At 61.6% G+C, this 19,641-nt stretch carries 15 protein-coding genes; 14 read left to right on the top strand and 1 reads right to left on the bottom strand.

Translation table 11 applies throughout. The annotated features are described in order from the left end of the window. Positions 1 to 3 precede the first annotated feature (3 nt). The 11 genes from prsT to AAGA68_14705 all read left to right on the top strand — a co-directional run bounded on the left by prsT (position 4) and on the right by AAGA68_14705 (position 16,313). Positions 4 to 2,775 (top strand): XrtA/PEP-CTERM system TPR-repeat protein PrsT, encoded by a 2,772-nt coding sequence (prsT, locus tag AAGA68_14655; protein MEM9386295.1) that lies wholly within the window; start codon positions 4 to 6, stop codon positions 2,773 to 2,775. Positions 2,776 to 2,798: 23 nt separating this feature from the next. Further along, positions 2,799 to 3,431, top strand: coding sequence for an XrtA/PEP-CTERM system exopolysaccharide export protein (locus AAGA68_14660; protein MEM9386296.1), 633 nt, complete (start codon positions 2,799 to 2,801; stop codon positions 3,429 to 3,431). Between the two features lie 54 nt (positions 3,432 to 3,485). Further along, entirely contained in the window at positions 3,486 to 5,072 is a 1,587-nt protein-coding gene (locus AAGA68_14665) for an XrtA system polysaccharide chain length determinant (GenBank protein ID MEM9386297.1), read from the top strand. 17 nt (positions 5,073 to 5,089) lie between these two features. Further along, complete coding sequence (locus AAGA68_14670; GenBank protein MEM9386298.1) at positions 5,090 to 6,199, top strand: XrtA-associated tyrosine autokinase; 1,110 nt, start codon at positions 5,090 to 5,092, stop codon at positions 6,197 to 6,199. 31 nt (positions 6,200 to 6,230) lie between these two features. Next, positions 6,231 to 7,667, top strand: coding sequence for a TIGR03016 family PEP-CTERM system-associated outer membrane protein (locus tag AAGA68_14675; protein MEM9386299.1), 1,437 nt, complete (start codon positions 6,231 to 6,233; stop codon positions 7,665 to 7,667). Positions 7,668 to 7,682: 15 nt separating this feature from the next. Beyond that, on the top strand, positions 7,683 to 8,714 hold the full coding sequence (locus AAGA68_14680) for an AAA family ATPase (GenBank protein MEM9386300.1): 1,032 nt from the start codon (positions 7,683 to 7,685) through the stop codon (positions 8,712 to 8,714). A 119-nt stretch (positions 8,715 to 8,833) separates the two neighbouring features. After that, entirely contained in the window at positions 8,834 to 9,655 is an 822-nt protein-coding gene (locus AAGA68_14685) for an XrtA system polysaccharide deacetylase (protein MEM9386301.1), read from the top strand. Positions 9,656 to 9,665: 10 nt separating this feature from the next. Beyond that, positions 9,666 to 10,772: a FemAB family XrtA/PEP-CTERM system-associated protein gene (locus tag AAGA68_14690; GenBank protein ID MEM9386302.1), complete on the top strand. Its 1,107-nt coding sequence runs from the start codon at positions 9,666 to 9,668 to the stop codon at positions 10,770 to 10,772. A gap of 4 nt (positions 10,773 to 10,776) precedes the next feature. Continuing rightward, the gene (xrtA, locus tag AAGA68_14695; protein MEM9386303.1) at positions 10,777 to 12,369 is read left to right on the top strand and encodes an exosortase A; all 1,593 of its coding nucleotides are present in this window, start codon (positions 10,777 to 10,779) and stop codon (positions 12,367 to 12,369) included. A gap of 71 nt (positions 12,370 to 12,440) precedes the next feature. Beyond that, positions 12,441 to 14,378: an XrtA/PEP-CTERM system amidotransferase gene (locus AAGA68_14700; protein ID MEM9386304.1), complete on the top strand. Its 1,938-nt coding sequence runs from the start codon at positions 12,441 to 12,443 to the stop codon at positions 14,376 to 14,378. 291 nt (positions 14,379 to 14,669) lie between these two features. After that, entirely contained in the window at positions 14,670 to 16,313 is a 1,644-nt protein-coding gene (locus tag AAGA68_14705) for an asparagine synthase-related protein (GenBank protein MEM9386305.1), read from the top strand. A gap of 29 nt (positions 16,314 to 16,342) precedes the next feature. Here the strand turns inward: AAGA68_14705 and AAGA68_14710 are convergent, their stop codons facing one another. Further along, positions 16,343 to 17,302 carry a polysaccharide deacetylase family protein gene (locus AAGA68_14710; protein ID MEM9386306.1) on the bottom strand — a complete coding sequence of 320 codons (960 nt, stop codon included), beginning with the start codon at positions 17,300 to 17,302 and terminating at the stop codon, positions 16,343 to 16,345. Positions 17,303 to 17,610: 308 nt separating this feature from the next. Here AAGA68_14710 and AAGA68_14715 point away from each other — a divergent pair, with 308 nt between their 5' ends. From AAGA68_14715 to AAGA68_14725, 3 genes are read left to right on the top strand one after another with little or no spacing between them, the layout of a single operon-like run. Further along, on the top strand, positions 17,611 to 17,856 hold the full coding sequence (locus AAGA68_14715) for an acyl carrier protein (protein MEM9386307.1): 246 nt from the start codon (positions 17,611 to 17,613) through the stop codon (positions 17,854 to 17,856). After that, on the top strand, positions 17,853 to 18,740 hold the full coding sequence (locus AAGA68_14720) for a hydrolase 2, exosortase A system-associated (protein MEM9386308.1): 888 nt from the start codon (positions 17,853 to 17,855) through the stop codon (positions 18,738 to 18,740). Before AAGA68_14715 ends, AAGA68_14720 begins: the two co-directional genes overlap by 4 nt. Before the next feature lie 2 nt (positions 18,741 to 18,742). After that, positions 18,743 to 19,636: a hydrolase 1, exosortase A system-associated gene (locus AAGA68_14725; protein MEM9386309.1), complete on the top strand. Its 894-nt coding sequence runs from the start codon at positions 18,743 to 18,745 to the stop codon at positions 19,634 to 19,636. Positions 19,637 to 19,641: the final 5 nt, after the last annotated feature.

Consider the following 19,641-nt stretch of genomic DNA (forward strand, 5'->3'; position numbering starts at 1 on the left):
CAGATGATGTTCATGCAGAGGGTGCGCCACGCAGGGGTGGCGATGGCTGCCCTGATGCTCCTGTCGAGTTGCGGCGGTGATGTCCCCACGCCTGAGTTGATCTCACGCGCGGTCGCCGCGAGTGACGAGGGTCGCTACCGTGAGGCGATCATCGATCTACGCAATGCCGTTGCGAACGAACCCAACAACGCTCAGGCGCGCTTCGAGCTGGGTTCGGCCACCTTGAGGCTCGGCGACGCCGCATCGGCCGAGAAGGAGCTCAGGCGAGCCCGCGATCTCGGCTACGACGCCCAGCCGACCATTCCGAAGATGGCCGAAGCGTTGATTCTGTTGGGACGACCACGAGAAGCTCTCGCAGAACTCGCCAATGCCGAGGAGCAAAGCGCGACGATACTGGGCCTCGCCGGCCTGGCCTACGAGACTGATAGGAATGCGGATCGAGCCCTCCGTGCCTATCAGGGCGCGCTCAAGCTCGATCCGAATGAGGAGCGCGCGCTTTTGGGCGTTGCTCGCTCAGCCCTTGCCAAGGGCGATCGGGTGGTAGCGGAGGAGGCCTTCTCCAAGGCGGTAGCGGCTCACGGCGACTCACCCCGGGTGCGTTTGGACTACGGTCGGTACCTCTACTCGCGCGGGCGGGTCAACGATGCAGTCGATCAGTACCAGCAAGGTTTGGCGCAGCCACTGGCCCAGCAGCAGCGCCCCGTTAGCTGGGACTTACACTTGTCTATGGCGGAGGCCCAACTTGCGACGGGTGACCTGGAGGGGGCAGCGGAGTCGATCGAGACGCTGAACCAGCTGCAGCCGGATCATGTGCTCGTCAAATACCTCCGTGCACGGATCGCCTTCGAGAGCAAAGACCTCGCGCTGGCTAGCGAGTTGGCCGCGCGCGTCGTCGTCGAAGCCCCTCAGTTTGAAGCAGGGCAGATGCTTCAAGCGACGATCAATCTGTCCCGACAGGAGTACGCTCAGGCGCGGCTGGTCCTAGAGCGTCTAGCCAAGCGCAACCCGAATGACCCCCAAGTGCGCAAGCTCCTCGCCGCGGCCCAAGCCGGGGGCGAGAACCGCGGCACCGAAGGTGATGCTGGGGCGGGTGCGCTCTCGCAGGACGCGGTGATGTCACTGCTCGGCGCCGCCAACGCGGAGACAGGCGATTTCGGTTCGGCAGTCGTGCTCTGGGAGCGTGTGCTTCGGGAAAATCCGGGTGATGAAGAAACTCGCCTCGAGCTGATCACCGCCTACATGTTGGGCCAGCGCTTAGAAGAGGCGCAGACCCTGCTTGGGGATGGCCAGTGGAGCACGCCGCAAAACGAGGAGCGCGCAGCGGTGCTCGATGCCCTAGTGACCCTGCGCGGAGACGACCTCCCTTCGGCGCGAGCCAAAGCCGCGCAAGCCGCACAGCGCTTCCCGGAGTCAGCACCCGCGGTCAGCCTGCAGGGCTTGATCGAGATGCGCCAGGACACAGCGCTCGCGTCACGCTTTTTCCGACGCGCTTTGGAGCTGGACCCTGGACATACGAGTTCGATGATCAATCTCTCCAGCATCGCTGTGGCGAATGGCGACGTTGATCGTGCGACGGCGCTCCTGCGGACCTTCGTCGACAACAACCCCGACAACGCCATCGCTCTCGATGCGCTCGCGCGCACGCAGCTCAGGGCGGGGGATGTGGAGGGTGCGCGAGCCAACCTCGAGCGAGCCCGCGGCGCCGATCCGAAAGCAGTGGCCGCACGTCTGCAGCTGATTGAGCTGCAAGCGCGTGATGGGAATTTCGTAGACGCCGAGGAGGTAGCGCGCGAACTCGTCGCAGTACGACCCTCCTTGCCCAGCGCTCACAATGCCCTAGGTATCGCCCAGCTGGGACAGGGAAAGATGGACGAGGGCATGGCCAGCCTTCGTACGGCCTTGCGGATTGAGCCGTCTTCCATCGAACCTCTGCGTAACCTCGCTCGGGCTGAGTTTGCTACCAACGATCGAGTCCAGGCGCAACAGACGGTGGATCAGCTTCTGCGATACGAACCAAACGACAGTGTTGGGCTCGAGCTCGCGACGCGCCTGGCGATTGGTGAGGGTAGCACCGATTTGGCCGAGTCTCTGCTGGCTAAGCTGGTCGAGGCGACGCCGGAGGGGACGGGTACCCTCAGTACCATGTTGAATGGAGATATCGCGCTCGCCCGGGGGCAATTGGATGAAGCTATCGGCGCCTACGAGGCGGCCTTCGCCGAACGGCAAGCGTCACCCTTGGTGATGCGGTTGTTCGAAGCCCGAGCCCGGCGTGGTGATGCGGACCCCGATAAGGTGCTGCGACAGTGGTTGGAAAGTTCTCCCACCGATGGGACCGTGCGCCTTGCCGCTGCGCAATACTCTCAGGGCAAGGGCGATCTCTCCCAAGCGGCGGCGGACTATGAACTCCTGTTGGAGCAAAACGAAAGCAATGTGGTCGCCTGGAACAATCTCGCCTGGGCGTACTCTGAACTGCGCGACCCGCGTGCTCTCGAGGCAGCGAAGAACGCGCTTGATCTTGCTAGCGCTAGTCCCGCCATCCAGGATACCTACGGCTGGATGCTGATTCTCGATGGTCAACTCGAGAACGGCGTTTCCATGCTGCGTGATGCCTGGGAAGCGGCGCCTTCGAACGGCGATATCGGCTACCACCTGGCGGCGGGGTTGGCTCGCGCGGGTGACATGGAAGAAGCACGAACGGTGCTGACTCGAGCGCTCGAAGCTGGTGGAGGCTTCTCCACCCGAAGCGAGGCTGAGCAGTTGATGGGAGAGCTGTAGTGGAAGCGCGAAGGGAGCTTTCGATGACTATCAAGAACTTTCGACGGTGGCTGATGCAAGCCGGTCCACTCCTCGCGGTCTGCGCCGTTTGCGGTTGCGCCAGCAGCCCCGCGGGCGACCCTGTCACGACTATCCCAGCCGCGGGTGAGGGCGCCGAGTACATCATCGGTCCGGGCGATCAGCTCAGCATCTTCGTCTGGCGCAATACTGATCTGTCAATTGATGTGCCCGTGCGGCCAGACGGTCGGATCTCGTCACCGCTGGTAGAAGACATGGTGGCGGCAGGTAAGACGCCGACGCAGTTGTCCAAGGATATCGAGGCGGTACTGGCTGAGTACATTCGTACCCCGAAGGTGACGGTGATCGTGGGTGGTTTCGTCGGCACCTTTGGAGAGCAGATTCGCGTGGTTGGACAAGCGACGCGACCGCAAGCGTTGGCCTATCGCGACCGTATGACCGTGCTCGACGTGATGATCGAGGTCGGCGGGTTGACGCCCGAAGCGGCGGGGAACCGCGCAAAGCTTGTGCGCTATGTCGGCGGTCAGCAGCAGGAGTACCCTGTTCGCCTCCATGACTTACTGAACAGGGGCCGAATCGAGGCCAATGTGCCGCTGCGCCCGGGTGATGTTCTGATCATTCCAGAGTCGGTGTTCTGATCACTCTTTGAATGCTTGCTACCGTGGCGCGCAGACGCTGGAGCTTTACGGAAAATGAAAGAAATCTTCACGCAACTCATCGAGCAAGTTCGCGGCGTTTGGCGATTCCGTTGGCGTGGACTCCTGCTGGCGTGGTTGATCGCTCTATTCGGTTGGGGATACGTCTACACGTTGCCAGATATTTTCCGAGTGGATGCCCGTGTCGCGGTGGACACGGAGTCCGCGCTGCGACCCCTGCTCGAAGGACGCGTCGTCGCAAACAATGTGATGAGCGAAGTGGAACTCATGTCACGTGCTCTGCTCAGTCGTCCTCGCCTCGAGGCGGTCAGTCGCGAGACGGACTTGGACTTGCGCGCGAGCACACCGCGACAGTATGAAAATCTGCTCGATTCTCTGCGAAGAGCGATCCGCTTGACGCGAGAGCGAAGCAATAGTGGCAGTGCTATATTCAATCTTAGCTTCACCGACACAGACCCTGCGATGACGTACGAGGTGGTCTCGACGCTCCTCGAGTCTTTCGTAAGCGAGACGGTCGATGTGGATCGAAGGGGTAGGGAGGAGGCTCTCGAGTTTCTGGAACAGCAGCTCGCAAGCTACGAGCAACAGTTGAACGACGCGGAGAATGCACTCGCGGATTTTCAGCGCGAGAACGTAGGTCGGATGCCAGGTGAAGAGGGTGACTACTACGCGCGCCTAGAGGGCGCCATATCAATGCAGAATCGCCTCGATGCCGCGGTTCGCATCAGTCGGGAAAAGCGCGACTTGCTGCGTCAGAGGATCGCCGGAGAAGAGGCTGTCTTTGGCCTTGTGCCAGGCGCGACGAGCAGCGTCACCACGTCAGTAGACGCGCAGATACTGTCTCTGGAGCAGCGCTTGGAGGACTTGAGGCTTGAGTTCACCGATAAGCACCCCGACGTCGTGGCCACGACCAACCGGCTTGAGGCGCTCTATGAGCGTCAAGCGGAAGAGCGTGCGGTGGCGGCCGGCACGCTACCTGATGCGGGGGACTCGGACCTCGCGTTGAATCCTGTTTACCAGGAGATGCGGATACAGCTTACGACCGCCGAACTAGATCTGGCCACGCTAGAGGCGCAGCTTCGTCAGCAGCGGACACAGGTGACGTCGCTACGAGAAGCGGTGGATACCCTCCCTGTCGTCGAGGCGAATTACAAGCGCCTAACGCGCGACCTAAGCACCATTCGGGCCAACTATGAGGACTACAAGCAACGTGTAGAGGCTGCGCGTACAACGCTCATTTTAGAGTCTCGAGGAGACGACGTGCAGTTCCGCGTGTTGGAGCCGCCGAAATCGCCCATTACGCCAGATGGCCCAAATCGCGTTGCCCTGCTGACGATGGTGCTTTTCGGAGCCCTAGGAGCGGGTGCGGCCCTAGCGTTCTTTTATCATCAATTGAACCCGATCTTCGGCAACCGGCATGCGCTCAGCTCGATTAGCGGTCTGCCAGTGATCGGAAGCGTGAGTCTGATGCAAACGCCAGCTGAGCGCTTTCGGTTGCACACGCAGACCGCCTTGTACGGCGTTGGTGTGGCTACGCTGGCGGTGGCCTGGATGGGGTCTGTCGCGTTCAGTGAGAGGGCCGTCGCGCTCGCGGCCCGCTTGATGTCGGGTGCAGGCCTGTGAGTATCGTCGAGAAGGCGATGAAGAAGCGCAGAGCGCAGCGCAAAGGCGGTGCGTCGCCTATTGCTGAGAGCGCTGGAGAGGAAGCGCCTGCGGATCTCACGAAGGTCCAGCAAGAAGACCAGGAGATATCCGCGCCGGAGCACGGCTTGGTAGCGTTCGAAGACGAGGCCGATCAGGTCGCTTCCTCGGATGTTGTACAGGAAGACGAGCTGCGGATTGAAGAGGAAGTAGACGATGGCGACCACCCGCTAAGTGGGCAAGCGGCGAGCGGGGATGCTCAAGAGAGCGTTGACGATCTGGCCCAGGCAATCGCTGCCGGCGACACGCGGGCGTCGCAAGCTGGAGCAGCCGATGGAGCGGGCTCACCGAGGCGGTCAGATCTGCCCTTCTTGGAATTGCCAATCAGCGCCCTGCGCGAGAGCGGCCTCATGCCAGCGGAGGGCGAGAGCCGCAGGATCGAGGATCAGTATCGCCGCATAAAGCGTCCACTGTTGGCGAACGCGTTCGGGATCAACGTGCCGCGATTGCCGAAAGGCAACTTGATCATGGTTGCCAGCTCCTTGCCCGGAGAGGGTAAGAGCTTCACGAGCTTCAATCTCGCCATGAGTATGGCGTACGAACTCGATCGTACCGTGCTTCTCGTGGACGCCGACGTCGCAAAACCTCATATCTCGCGTGCGCTACAAGTACAGGATCAACCGGGGTTGATCGATCTGATCAGCGATCCGAAGTTGGACCTGCAGGACGTCATCCTTCCGACGAGCGTTGACAGCATGCGGTTCCTGCCGGCGGGGCCTATCCACAGGCATTCAACGGAGCTGCTGGCAAGCGTGCGAGCTGCGCAGTTGGTTGAGGAACTGGGCCAGCGCTACCCAGATAGGGTGATCATTTTTGATACACCGCCGCTGATTCCGACCACTGAGGCCCAAGCCATGGCCCATCTGATGGGGCAGATCGTCGTGGTAGTTCATGCCGGTCACACGCCTCAGAGTGCCGTGTTGCAGTCCTTGGAAGGGCTCGAGGGCACGGGTGAGATTAGCCTGGTTCTCAACAAGACCCGAACCGCTTGGGGCGATGAGTACAGCGGCTACGGTTACGACGGGCCCTACGGTTATGGCTCGCAGTAGTAGCGTACTTGCCACCGGGCGGCGCGGGAGAGTGCGCGGCCGCTCGCGCGCAGCTCAGGGCTTCCTTCTCCTGGGTATGGTCGCCGCGCTTCCCGTGTTGGCGCAGTGGGAGTTCGTGCCGGCCGCTGAGCTGAGAACTATCGGCAGCGATAACCTGCAGCTACAGGGAGGGGAAGAGCGGCAGTCGGATCTTATCGGCGTGATCAACCCAAGCTTCTCACTCAGCCGGGAAGACGACACGGTCGACGTCGACCTCAACTACAGCCTTGAGGCCGTGGGCTACCTGCAGGCGGATGATGTCAATCAGATTTTCCAGCAGATCGACGCGGGCCTTGAGGCTAGGTTGCTAGGCGATCATCTGCTTCTCGGCGTGGGTGGGGATCTGTTTCAGCAAGTGGTAGACCCTGAGAATCCCTTCATCAACAACAACGTCGCTGTCACCGGAAATCGCACGGATGCATTGGGTCTCAACGCCAGCGCTACCTGGCGGCAGTCCGTGGGTGGCGTCGCCGACTTGCAGATTTCGCACGCGCAGACGCGCCTGGACTTTGATCGGCCGGAGTTGTTCGATTCGGACATCGCGTCCAGTAACTTGCGCCTGGCCAGCCGGCAGTCCGAACAGGGCATTACGTGGGCAGCCAGCGCGAACCTTGACCGGGTCGAGTTCGGCAACGGCCTCTCAGAGGCGGAGTTCTCGGTCATTCAGCTGGAGCTTGGGTACTGGGTTACGTCGGGCTTCCGCGTGTTCGCTACCAGTGGTGTCGAGAGCGATTTCCTAGAGCACCGCAGTGAAATCGAGTACGACACCTTTATCTGGTCCGCTGGCATTGATTGGCAAGTGGCGGAGCGCGACCAACTTACCCTGAGCTACGGGCAGCGGGCATTCGGCGACAACCTTCGCGCCAGCTGGTCGCATCAGCTGGGTGAGAAGCTAAGGTTCAACATCGACTACTCGGAGACCCCGTCGACTAACCCGCAAGCCTCTCGGTTGCAGCTTCAGCAGCTGGGGTTGTTCATAGACAATGAGCTTCCGGGCGATCAAGTGGGTCTCGATCGACCCGGGAGTGCAGATTCCTTTGTTCGTCGGCGCTTGTCTACGGGCATTAGCGCCAACGGGAATCGCTTGGGTTTGTCTCTCACGGGCTACTTCGAACGCCGTACGGACCGCGTCAACGGCTTTGGCGTTCCGGTCGTTGGGGTGGAGGACGAGGAGTCACGCGGGGTCCGCGCCAACGCCCGCTGGGACGTTGGAGTAAAGACCGGCATTACGGTGGGGGCGAACTGGGAGTTAGCTGATTTTGTTGGCACTGGGGAAGTAGAACGTTTGACGCTTTTCTCCACACTGAGCTATTCGCTCGGTACGCGAACGAATCTCTCCCTGGAGTACCGACGTTTCGACGGAGACGGCCAGGCGCAGGAATTCGTCGAGAACCGGCTTACGTTCATTATCGGGAGGCGCTTCCTGTGATGCAGCCTGTTGTCTGTGCCGACCCGCAAGGCGACCCGCAGCTCGTCTTATTCACGCGAGCAGTTTGAGACCGTCTTTCACATGTACACCGAACACTACGGCTTTTCCGCGAAGCCTTTTGCGCTCACTCCTGATTTGCGCTTCTTCTTTCCGAGCGCCGGGCATCAGCGCGCGATGTCCTATCTGCGCTATGGATTGGAGCAAGGCGAGGGCTTCGTCGTCATCACCGGGCACGTGGGGACAGGCAAGACGCTGCTCATTCAAACCCTGTTGAGCGAACTCAGCAACCAAGATATTGCGTTCGCTCGGATCGCGACGGCGAACCTCTCGGCCGACAGAGTCCCTGCTGTTGTTGCATCAGCCTTGGGTTTGTCTTTCGAGGGGAAGAGTAAGGAAGCACTTCTTCGGTCCTTGGAGCGCGCGTTAGTCAAGGCTCGAAAGCAGCTCGAGCACGTGTTGCTCATCGTAGACGAGGCACAGACCCTGCAGCGAGACGTGCTGGAGGAGTTTCGGATCCTGAGCAATCTGGAAGTCGGAGGCAAGGCGCTCCTGCAGGTCTTTTTGATTGGTCAAACCGAGTTACAGCTTGGCTTGCGCAAGCGAAACATGAGGCAGCTGCGCCAGCGCATTGTTGCCTCCTACCATCTGCAGCCACTCAGTGCGTCCGACACTCGCGAGTACATCGAGTACCGCTTAAACGCTTGTGAGTGGGACGGGCTCCCGGCGATTACGGAAGATGCCTACGAGCGCGTCCACGAAGTCACCGAAGGTGTTCCACGGAAGATCAACATCCTGATGGATCGTATCCTTCTTTTCGGGTCGCTGGAGGACATCGATTCCTTCGACAGCTCGCACGTTTCCATGGTCATGGAGGAACTGCAGAGCGAGCTGGCTGGTGACTTGGCGGAGATCGATGACGAGCCGGAGGAGGTCGATAGTGGTTCCGCGAGCCGTGAAGATGAGCGTCAGTCGTCTCGGCTTGAATCGCGTCTTCGGGCCTTGGAACAAAAGCTCGACAAACTCAACGCGCACGGCGCCGAGAAATAGCCATGGGTACACCGAGCAGCGTTGCAAGTCGGGATTTGGTGGGGCCGTCGTGCGCGACGTCACCGAACGAGTGGGTGAGTGTTGCGGACAGCTTTGACAGTGACACGCCGATCAACGCGATGTCGGTGGACGTAGAGGATTACTTTCAGGTCTCCGCCTTTGAGAAGCAGGTCGCGCGCGATCAATGGGACGGCCTGGAGTTACGTGTGGAGGCGAACGTAGATCGGATCCTCGAGCTGTTCGCGCGCCATGACGTGCGATCGACCTTCTTTACCTTGGGGTGGATCGCGCAGCGGTGCCCACAGATGGTCCGACGGATCGTCGAGCAGGGGCATGAGCTGGCAAGCCACGGCTACGAGCATGTGCGGGTTACCGAGCAAGATCCGATGGATTTCCGCCAAGACGTGATGCGTACGAAGGGAATCCTGGAAGATCTGAGTGGTACCTCCGTTTGTGGCTACCGAGCGCCGAGCTACTCCATCGGCGCCGCCAATCTATGGGCTCTGGATGTGCTTGAGGAAACCGGTCACCGCTACAGCTCTAGTATCTATCCGATAAAGCACGACCTCTACGGTATGCCTGAGGCGCCGCGTACGGCCTTTCGCACGAGGACCCAGGGTGGTCTGTTGGAGTTCCCGGTCAGCGCTGTGGATCTTGCGGGTCGTCGAGTCCCATGCGGAGGCGGGGGCTTCTTCCGACTGTTCCCCTACCGCTTCTCAAGGTACTTGATTGCGCGCTTCAACCGCACTTTCCGCCAGCCGTCGATTTTCTACTTTCACCCGTGGGAGGTCGATGTCGACCAGCCGCGCATCGGCGGTGCTAGCGCGAAGAGCAGGTTTCGCCACTACCTCAACCTAGAGCGCATGGCTCCACGCCTAGAGAGGCTTGCGGACGATTTCACATGGGCACCGCTCCGCGACGTCTTCCGGGTGGGGCGTTAGGGCACGGGAGATGAGCCTCATCGATCTGAAATCGGCAGCAGTCGAGCGACCTGAGTCGGGGGCGGAGTCACGAGTGCAGCAAGCAGTGCGAGTACGCGCCTTCTCCCCCGACGATGCCGCAGCCTGGGATCGTTTCGTGGAGCATGAGTGCCCAGAAGCGACGTTCTTCCACCTAAGCGGTTGGGAGAGGGTGTTGCGCGGGGTTTTTGGCCATCGTACTCACTTCCTGCTTGCCGAGCGTGGCGATGTTGTGGTGGGGGTGCTTCCGCTGGCCGAGGTAAAGAGTCTTCTGTTTGGACACTCCTTAATCTCCACGCCTTTCTGCGTGTACGGCGGAGTGGCCGCACTGGATGGCGAAGTACGAGAAGCGCTGACGCATCGGGCGTGCGAGCTCGCTGGGGAGTTGCGCGTGGAGTACCTGGAGCTCAGAAATCAGCACCGTCGAAACCCCGATTGGCCCTGCAAGGACCTCTACGTTACGTTCCGCCGCGAGATCGCCGCAGACGATGAGGAGAATCTAAAAGCCATTCCGCGAAAGCAGCGTGCGATGGTGCGCAAGGGAATCAAAAAGGAGCTTCAGGCGACAGCAGACAACGACCTGACGGTACTCTACGACTGTTACTCGCAGAGCGTGCGCAACCTAGGGACTCCGGTTTTTTCAGTGCGATACCTCCATAAGCTTCAGGAAGTATTTGGTCCGGAGCGCTGCCGGAGTCTGACCGTGCGTAGTGGCGACACTGCCGTTGCCGCGGTTATGAGCTTCTACTTTCGCGACCAGGTATTGCCATACTACGGCGGGGGAAAGGAGAGTGCGCGTCATCTGTACGCGAACGACTTCATGTATTGGTCAGTCATGCGGGACGCTGCCAGAAGCGCAGCCGTGCGTGTGTTCGATTACGGCCGCAGCAAGGTTGGTACCGGCTCTTATGACTTCAAGAGACATTGGGGCTTCGAGCCCACACCGCTGTACTACGAGTACCACCTGGTCCGGGCCAAGAGCATGCCCAACCTGAGCCCGACCAACCCTAAATACCGTCTCTTCATCTCCGCTTGGAAGCGCCTCCCAAACGCCTTGGCAAGGCGCATCGGGCCCTTGCTGGCACGCTCGTTGGGGTAGGGCAATGATCAGCGTTCCCGTGAACGTGGCGGCGCGCGGTGCCAGGGACTGGCCGCAGGCACTCGCATTTCTCGCCACGGCAGTCGCTGCTTTAACGGTGGCATTCACCGATACGGCCGCGGGCATGGTGCACACCTGGTGGCGCTCGGAGACCTTTGCCCACGGTGTGGTGATCTACCCAATCTGTCTATGGCTCGTCTGGCGGGATCGGTCGCGACTCTCAGGACTGACTCCTGCCCCTTCCCCACTCGCCTTGTTGGCGTTCGCTGCCATGCTGGTTTCATGGTGGATCGGTCGTCTTGCGGATGCTCAGGTCGTCCAGGAGGGGGCGTTCGTAAGCATGGTCGCGGTGACGTTGTGGGCATTCTTAGGTAACGATTTCGTAAGGCGTTTCTGGTTCGCCTTAGTGTTTTCCTTGTTCGCAGTCCCCTTCGGCGAAGGGCTAATTCCACTGCTGATGGAGTACACGGCCGCGTTTACCGTGGGCGCCGTAAAGTCCCTTGGCATACCGATCTATCGCGATGGAATGATGTTTTCCCTGCCTAGCGGGGATTTCCAGGTAGCGAAGGCCTGCAGTGGGATTCGCTACCTGATCGCGTCAACGGCTCTGGGCTCGTTGTACGCGTACCTAACGTACACGAGCCCTTGGCGTCGGGTGGCCTTTGTCGCCGTTGCAATCGTGGTGCCGATCGTGGCCAACGGTTTCCGCGCTCTGGGGATCGTGCTGATTGCCCACTTCACGCAGATGCGCTACGCCGTGGGTCTCGACCATTTGCTCTATGGATGGATCTTCTTTGGCGTCGTGGTGTTTCTGCTCTTTTGGGTGGGCTCGTTCTGGGGTGACGCAGAGGCGGCGGAAGAGGCGGGCGTAGGGGATAAGCTTCCGTCCATTTCGGTGGATGCGGACAGAACCTATCCGCTGCCAAAGGCATTTGTCGTGCTGGGTGTTGGGGGTCTTCTGGTCAGCCTGGCCCTCGCGGCGAGTAGTGCTTTGTCGCCCCCTGCAACTGGACCAATCGCTTCGCCTAGCCTGCCGGCTGGCGCCAGCGGATGGATCGGGCCGCTGGCGCCTGGTGCTCGATGGTCGCCCGTGCAACCTGGAGCGGATCAATTGCTACGCGGCGCCTACCGCAACGAGAAGGACGGTACGGTGCTCGAACTGGCGGTCGCGGTCTTCGACCCTAGGGGTGGAGCGGGCGATGTTTCGAGCGCAGTGAACCTTGTGGCGGATCGCCGTGAATGGTCCTCGGTCACCACGATTGATCGCTTAGAGATCCCTGCTTCGGTCGAAGGGGAGTTGACCGCAGTGAACAGATCCATCTTGCGCGGACCGATCGGCGAGTATGCGTTTCTGCAGTGGTTCGCCATTGGAGAGGAGCAGACCAATTCCGGTACCGTTGCGGTGTTGTCGCAACTGCATAACTCGCTTCGACGACGCTACCCGATTAGCGCGAATCTGGTGGTAGCCGCGCAACGCGATGTGCCGGAGAGCACAGTTACCGCCTTCGTCGCGACGCTCGGCTCCCGGATCGCCCGCTGCGCTACCCGTTCCAGCGATGACGTCGGAGACGATGAATGCGCTTTGCCACCACGGTAACGCGGCCGTGGCAGCCTGATACCAACGGTCGCGTGTTGCGCGATTGCACAGTCTACTTCGGAGTCTGAACCATGTGCGGAATTGCGGGCCTGTTCGACACGCAGCAACAGCGTCAAGTAGAGCCGGATTTGCTGGCGCAGATGACGCGGGCGGTTGCCCACCGCGGTCCGGACGGTGAAGGGCTGCACCAAGAACCTGGCGTCGGTCTCGGCCATCGACGCCTTTCCATCATCGATCTCGCGGGCGGCGCACAGCCAATGTGGAACGATGCGCAGGATGTAGGTGTCACCTACAACGGGGAGATCTACAACTTCGCACAAGTGCGCGAGGAGCTCATTGCCGCGGGGTATCAGTTTCGAACTCGCTCCGATACGGAGGTGATCGTGCACGGTTGGTCCCACTGGGGCGAGTCATGCGTCGAACACTTCAACGGCATGTTCGCCTTCGCGCTGTACGATCGACGACAACAGTCTCTCTTCCTTGCTCGGGACAGGTTGGGCATCAAGCCCCTCTACTACTCCGTGCTGCCCGACGGTTGGTTGTTGTTCGGCTCTGAGCTCAAGTCACTGTTAGTTCATCCGGGCCTCGAACGAGACCTCAGCAACGAGTCGATCGAGGAGTACTTTGCGTTTGGCTATGTGCCCGAGCCGCGCACTTTCCTAGCCAGTACGTTCAAGCTGCCACCCGCGCACACGCTGCTTTTGCGCCGCGGGCAGCCGCTGCCGCAACCACGTGAGTACTGGCAGCTGTCCTTCGCAGTCGCACCGTGCTTCGAGTCCACCGACAATACCGCGGCGGAGTCCGCGCTTGAGGAGGAACTGATTGAGCGCCTTCGCACTGCCGTCGATCGGCGACTGGTGGCGGAGGTGCCCCTGGGTGCATTTCTCTCCGGCGGCGTCGACTCGAGCGCGGTCGTGGCAATGATGGCAGGACTTAGCGAGCGAGCCGTCAAGACGTGTTCGATCGCCTTTGGCGAGGCGGACTACGACGAGTCGAAGTTTGCGCGTATGGTCGCCGAGCGCTACGAAACCGACCACCGAGTGAAGCAGGTAGACCCGGACGACTTCGGTCTAGTGGAGCAGCTGGCGCAGGTGTACGACGAGCCCTACGCTGACAGTTCTGCGATTCCCACCTATCGCGTGTGCGAGCTCGCGCGCCAAGAGGTGACCGTCGCGCTGTCCGGCGACGGTGGCGATGAGGGATTTGCGGGCTACCGTCGACACCGCTGGCACGCCTGGGAGGAGAGTATCCGCGGACGGCTTCCCCAAGCGCTTCGTAGGCCTCTTTTCGGCACAGCGGGAGCGCTCTACCCGAAGATGGATTGGGCGCCGCGCTTCCTGCGCGCAAAGACGACGCTTCAAGCGCTCGGCCGCGACTCTCTATCCGCCTATCTGCACAGCGTGTCAATTCTGCCCAGCGAGCTGCGCCGTCGCTTGCTAAGTCCTGATCTACAGCGTGAACTTGGCGGCTATGAGGCGGTAGAGGTGTTTCGAGCGCATGCGGCAAAGGCGGGACGTTGCGACCCTCTCTCGTTGGTGCAATATCTGGATTTCAAGACGTATTTGCCCGGGGACATCCTGACCAAGGTGGATCGCGCTTCGATGGCGCACGGGCTGGAGGTGCGCGTGCCGCTCCTCGACCATGAGTTCGTGCAGTGGTCGGCGCAGCTACCTGCGTCGCTCAAGCTGCGGGGACGAGAGGGCAAGTACGTGCTAAAGAAGGCTCTCGAGCCGCATTTGCCCGAAGACGTGCTTTACCGCCCGAAGATGGGCTTTGGTGTGCCACTGGGTCAGTGGTTCCGCGGGCCTTTGGCTGGATACCTTCGCGACGCGATTACCGGCACGGAGCTCAAGGATACGGGCCTCTTCGACCCCGCCTCGCTACGTCGCCTAGTTGACGAGCACCAGAGTGGGCGGCGCGAGCACACGGCTGTGCTGTGGGCTTTGCTCATGTTTCGGGGTGCTGTCGATCAGCTCGTGCAACCCGCGGCAACATCTCGAGCCGCCTGAGATGAGCGCGCTATCCTCAACCTCGAGGGGGGCATCAAGGTGCTTAGCGAGAGTGATCTGAGAGCGGATCGAGGCGCCTCGCGAGAGGGCGACAACGGTTGCGCGGGCTACCTCCTGATGGGTGGCGCTTCGGAATCTGTTCAGCAGTGGCTGAGCCACTCTGGCTGCTCTGCGCTGTTGAGCTCGGCGCGTTCGAGTCTCGGTATCGGTCAAGGCAAGGAGCTTGCGGCAGCGATCGAAGTTGAGGCCGTACAGGCTTGCATGCTGGGTGAGCCTCGATGGCGTGATGAGATGCTTGGTCAAACGGCGCGGGAGCAGGGGCAGGCAGCAGCACTTCTCGACGGTTGGCGCGACTATGGCGAACGCGTTGTCGACCAGCTCGGAGGCTCTTTCGGTCTCGCGGTTATCGACTGGCGCCAGGGTGCGGTGTTGCTGGCGACCGATCGCTTCGGTGTCTACCCAATGGCGTGGTGCGAGGTGGCTGAAGGGATCGTGTTTGGGGCAAGTGCTGGCCTGGTACGCTCACATCCATCGGTGCAGAGCGATCTCGATCCGCAGGCGATCTTCGACTATCTCTACTTTGATGCCATCCCAGCCCCGCTCACGGTATACAAGAACGTTTACCGCCTGCGTGCGGGCGAGCGATTGCTGTGGCGAGAGGGTAAGTCCTCGATTGGGCGCTATTGGGAGCCCACCTTTGCCAGGCCTGGGTCAAGGGCTGATGACCGAGCGCTAGCAGCGCAGTTGAGGGAGAGTCTGGGGGCAGCGGTTGCCGTCGCGAGCAAGGGGGCTGAGCAACTGGCCTGCTTCCTGAGCGGTGGCCTCGACAGCTCCAGCGTGGTCGGACTGGCGGCAAGACAGCGCGAAGGCACCGACGCTGCGACCCAAGCATACACGATGGGTTTCTCCGCAGCGGGATTCGACGAGATGGAGTACGCGCGCCTTGCAGCTTCCCATTTCGGCGCGGAACTTCGCGAGCGCTATATAAGCCCCGATGAAGTGGCCGAGGCCATGCCTTTCGTCGCGGCCTGGTACGACGAACCCTTCGGCAACTCATCCGCTGTCCCCGCGTACGTGTGTGCCAAGACGGCCGCCAGCGAAGGCGTTACGCGGATGATTGCTGGAGACGGTGGTGATGAGCTGTTCGCCGGCAACTCTCGCTATGTCCGCCAGCAACTGTTCGGCTACTACGATCGCCTGCCGCGAGTCGCCCAAGGTGCGCTACAACGCTTGCTCTTGCTCGGCAAGACAGGCGACCACTCAGCTCTGTCAAAGGTGCCTGGGCTCTCGAAGCTCGTTAGCTACGTGGCGCAGGCGCGGCCTGGCATGCCTGCGCGCTACGACTCCTACAACTTTGTGCTGCGCTATGGGCCGCAGAACATGTTGAGTGAGGATTGGCTGACTCAGATCGATACTGAGCATCCACTGCACCTGCAGGCGGATACCTGGAACGCGGCGCCTACGGAAGACCTGCTTCAGCGCATGCTCTATCTGGACTGGCAATTCACGCTGGCGGACAACGATCTTCGTAAGGTCGGCGGGATGTGCGCGGCCGCCGGAGTGCAGGTGCGCTATCCGATGCTGGACGACGACGTGCTAGAGCTGTCCCTGCAGGTGCCGCCAGACCAACTGATTCACCGCCATCGCTTGCGCCACTTCTACAAAGAAGCGATGAACGGCTTTCTGCCTCGGGACATCATCAACAAGCCCAAACACGGCTTTGGACTGCCGTTCGGTATCTGGTTGAAGGAGTCCGCGCGCCTGCGGGACGTGGTTTACCCGGCGCTGGAGCAGGCGCGCGGACGTGGCATCATTCGCCCTTCGTTCATCGATGAGATGGTGCGCGCCCATCGCGACGGCCACGCCTACTATTTCGGCGGGATGCTGTGGATTATCGTGATGCTGGAACTGTGGATGCAGCGGCACGCGACCTAGGCCGCAGCAAAGCGGGAGCCCCGCTGCGCCTAGGCGACGGCGATGCTCTCCCGAGGCAGCTGCGTCGCACGCACGCCCCGTAGGTAGTAGCTCAGCATTCGCGGTACGAACGTCACCGCTCGCCGATCCCAACAGGTGACCCTCGGCAGCTGCAACGGATCATCGTCGCAGCGCGCGATCCCCCATGCGGTTGTGACCGCCTGGGTGAAGCCGGCGGCTTCGACGGCATCGACGGTGCTCTCGTCGTAGTCTTGGCCCGGCCTCCCGTTCGGGTAGGCGAAGGAGTCGATTCGTTGCTGGGTGATAGCCTGCAAGCGCTCGCGCCCCGCTCGGATTTCCTCCAGGGCGGCCTCACTGGAGAGCTCGCTCAAAATAGGGTGGTTCACCGTGTGTCCACCGATCTCCAGGCCCCGCTCAGCCATCTTGGCAACCTGATCGGGCACCATCATGAGGCTTGGTGCGTCGTCCGCGTCTACCAGCGAGGCAAGCCTCCTCGTCAGCGCTAATCGCTCGGCGGGCTGGCGATACTTCAGTGCACCTGCGAGTTCGTTACTGGCGGCGACACGCGCCTGGAGGGAATCGAGCTGGCGGACACCCGATAGATCGCTATCTAGTTGACTGAGGTCAAGCTTGTCTCGGCGGGCAGTCCTCAACGCCTCGATGATGGCGTCGTTGAACATGATCTCGCCGTCTAGGAAGCCGGTGGAGACAAAGAAAGTTGCCCTCAAGCCATGGCGTTCTAGGATGGGGGCGGCCAATTCGGCGTTGTCGGCGAAGCCATCGTCGAAGGTGAGCGTGAGGGCACGATCAGGCAGGGTGCCGCGCTCGCGCATTCGATGCGCGGCATCTCCCAGGGTCATTACGCGGAAGAAGCGTGTGAGGCACGCGCAGATGCGGTCGAAGGTCTGCGCGGTGATGTCCCCGCGGCGGAAGGCGTCTGCCTCGGGGAGCACACGATGAAAGGTGAGAACGAGTAGTCGATTTCGCATGAAGATACGGAATCCGCTTTATTCACTCGGATGATACCTCACCCGTGCGGGAATTCGCCGTGTCGTAGATCGCTCGCCAGACCCAGGGCACCCTCTGCGCAGTGCGACACCCCCCGCGCTTCTGTGACCGATGTACTGGACAAGTAGCTGGCCTACGGTACAAAGGCCCAGATAGCTGCTCCAAGGCCGCCGGACGCACAGATCGAAGGTGGCGTGCGCCGTAGATTAGCGCGAGGGCAATCCGTACAATCTCGGCTGTTATCGCACGCCGTGGCGCTTGGCGCGACGATCCCAAGAGGTACCCAAAGTTGTCTACCTTAGAAGAGGTAAGAGACCTGGTGGGCGACGCTCTCCAGCTCGGCGAACTCACCGCCGAATGGACGCGCGAGACGCCGCTGGTCGGTGAGATTCCGGAGCTTGACTCCTACGCCGTCATTCATGTCCTCACTGTGCTTGGTGAGCACTTTGACGTGGAGTTCGACGACGATGAGCTAGGTGGCGCCCTTGAGTCTCTCGGCACGCTGGTCGACTTGGTAGACGCGAAGCTCGCGTGAGCGCCGAGTCGGTCGACTGGCAACCCCACTTCCTCGCCGGCCCGCAGGGAGCCCTGTTTGCCCTGCACGTGTACCCCTCCGAGCGACACGTCAACACGCGCGGTGTCATCTTCTGCGCGCCCTTCGCGGAAGAGCTGAATAAGACCCGCCGAACCGTACGTCTAGCTGCGACGGCCTTAGCTGCGGCGGGGCATGAGGTGCTCATCGTCGACCTCTACGGTACAGGCGACAGCGAGGGTGAGTTCGCAGCGGCCTCGTGGCCCGGTTGGGTCGAGGACTTGCAGGTAGCCGCGACCTGGATGCGCGAGGTTCGTGGCCTTGAGCACCTGGTCCTTTGGGGCCTGCGGACCGGTGCTGTGCTCGCGGTAGCCGCGGCTGAAGCCGCGAAGGCGGAGCGTTTGTTGCTTTGGCAACCGGTGGTCAAGGGGAAGACCTTCGTCACCTCGTTTCTTCGCATGCGTCTGGTGGCAGATCGGCTCGCCGGAGACGAGGTCGATGGTGGGCAGAACACGGGAGAGCTTCGAGAGTTGCTGGCGGCGGGGCAGCGGGTTGAGATCGGCGGCTACGCGTTCTCCGGCGCCATGTGCGAATCGCTAGACGCCCTTGACTTGGTAAAGGTCGCCCCCACCGTGCCCGTGCACTGGGCTGAGGTGGTAGCGGCAGGGGAGCGTCCCTTCAGTCCCGCTTCACGCAAGCTCATCGGCGTTTGGGATGCCGCTGGGGTGTGGGTAGAAGACGAGAAGGTAGTTGGGCCTAGCTTCTGGAGCACTCCGGAGATAGCGATCTCCCATGGGTTGATCGATCACTGCGGTGAGCTTGGCAAGGGCTGGCGAGAGGCGCGCGGCTCTTTCGGCCGCCCCCCAATCGACATGGGCTCGCCTTGAGTATGGTCACGGCTCAGCCTCATGAGGGGGAAGGCACCCTGCGCGCCCTGAGGTTCGATTGCGAGGGCACCGCCCTCGCCGGCGTTCTCCACGACCCACCCCCGATGGCCGAGGTTCGCAGACTTGGCGTCGTCGTGGTCGTTGGGGGGCCGCAGACGCGCGTCGGCAGCCATCGCCAATTCACCTTGCTGGCGCGAGCGCTTTCCGGCGCGGGCTTCCCCTCCTTGCGTTTCGACCTACGCGGGATGGGTGACAGTGACGGGGAGTTCCCGGGTTTCGAACACCTCACTGCCGATATCCAAGCGGCGGTTGGCGCGCTGGATCGGACCCATCCGGAGCTAGACGGGATCGTCCTCTGGGGCCTTTGTGACGCGGCGGCAGCGATCATGCTCAACGCATGGCGGATGCCCCGGGTGAAGGGGGTGGTGCTCCTCAACCCCTGGGTGCGCACGCAAGCTACGCAAGCGAAGACATTCGTGCGGCACTACTATCTGCAGCGGTTGATGAATGGCGACTTCTGGACCGGTTTGTTTAGGGGGCGTGTCAACGTGTTCAAGTCCCTGTCCGAGTTCGGGCGAAACCTCCTCATCAGTCGCGGCAGTAGGCGCTCGCCCGATGACGCGGGCAGTCCCGATGACATGAGCCTGCCGTTCCCCGAGCGGATGCGCTTGGGCATGGAACGCTTCGAGGGAGAGGTGTTGCTCGTGTTGAGTGGAAACGACCTCACGGCAGCGGAGTTCGCTGACCTCGCGCGCGATCATGAAGACTGGCGGGCGTTGCTCGAGCGACCGGCGTGGAGCCATCGTGATCTGCCCGAGGCAACGCATACCTTCTCCAGTGCCGCTTGGCGCGACCGTGTAGCTACGTGGACACGCGAGTGGCTCGATAGTCGCTAGCGCGA

This window comes from Pseudomonadota bacterium (genome assembly GCA_039193195.1).
Classification (GTDB): domain Bacteria; phylum Pseudomonadota; class Gammaproteobacteria; order Steroidobacterales; family JBCBZW01; genus JBCBZW01.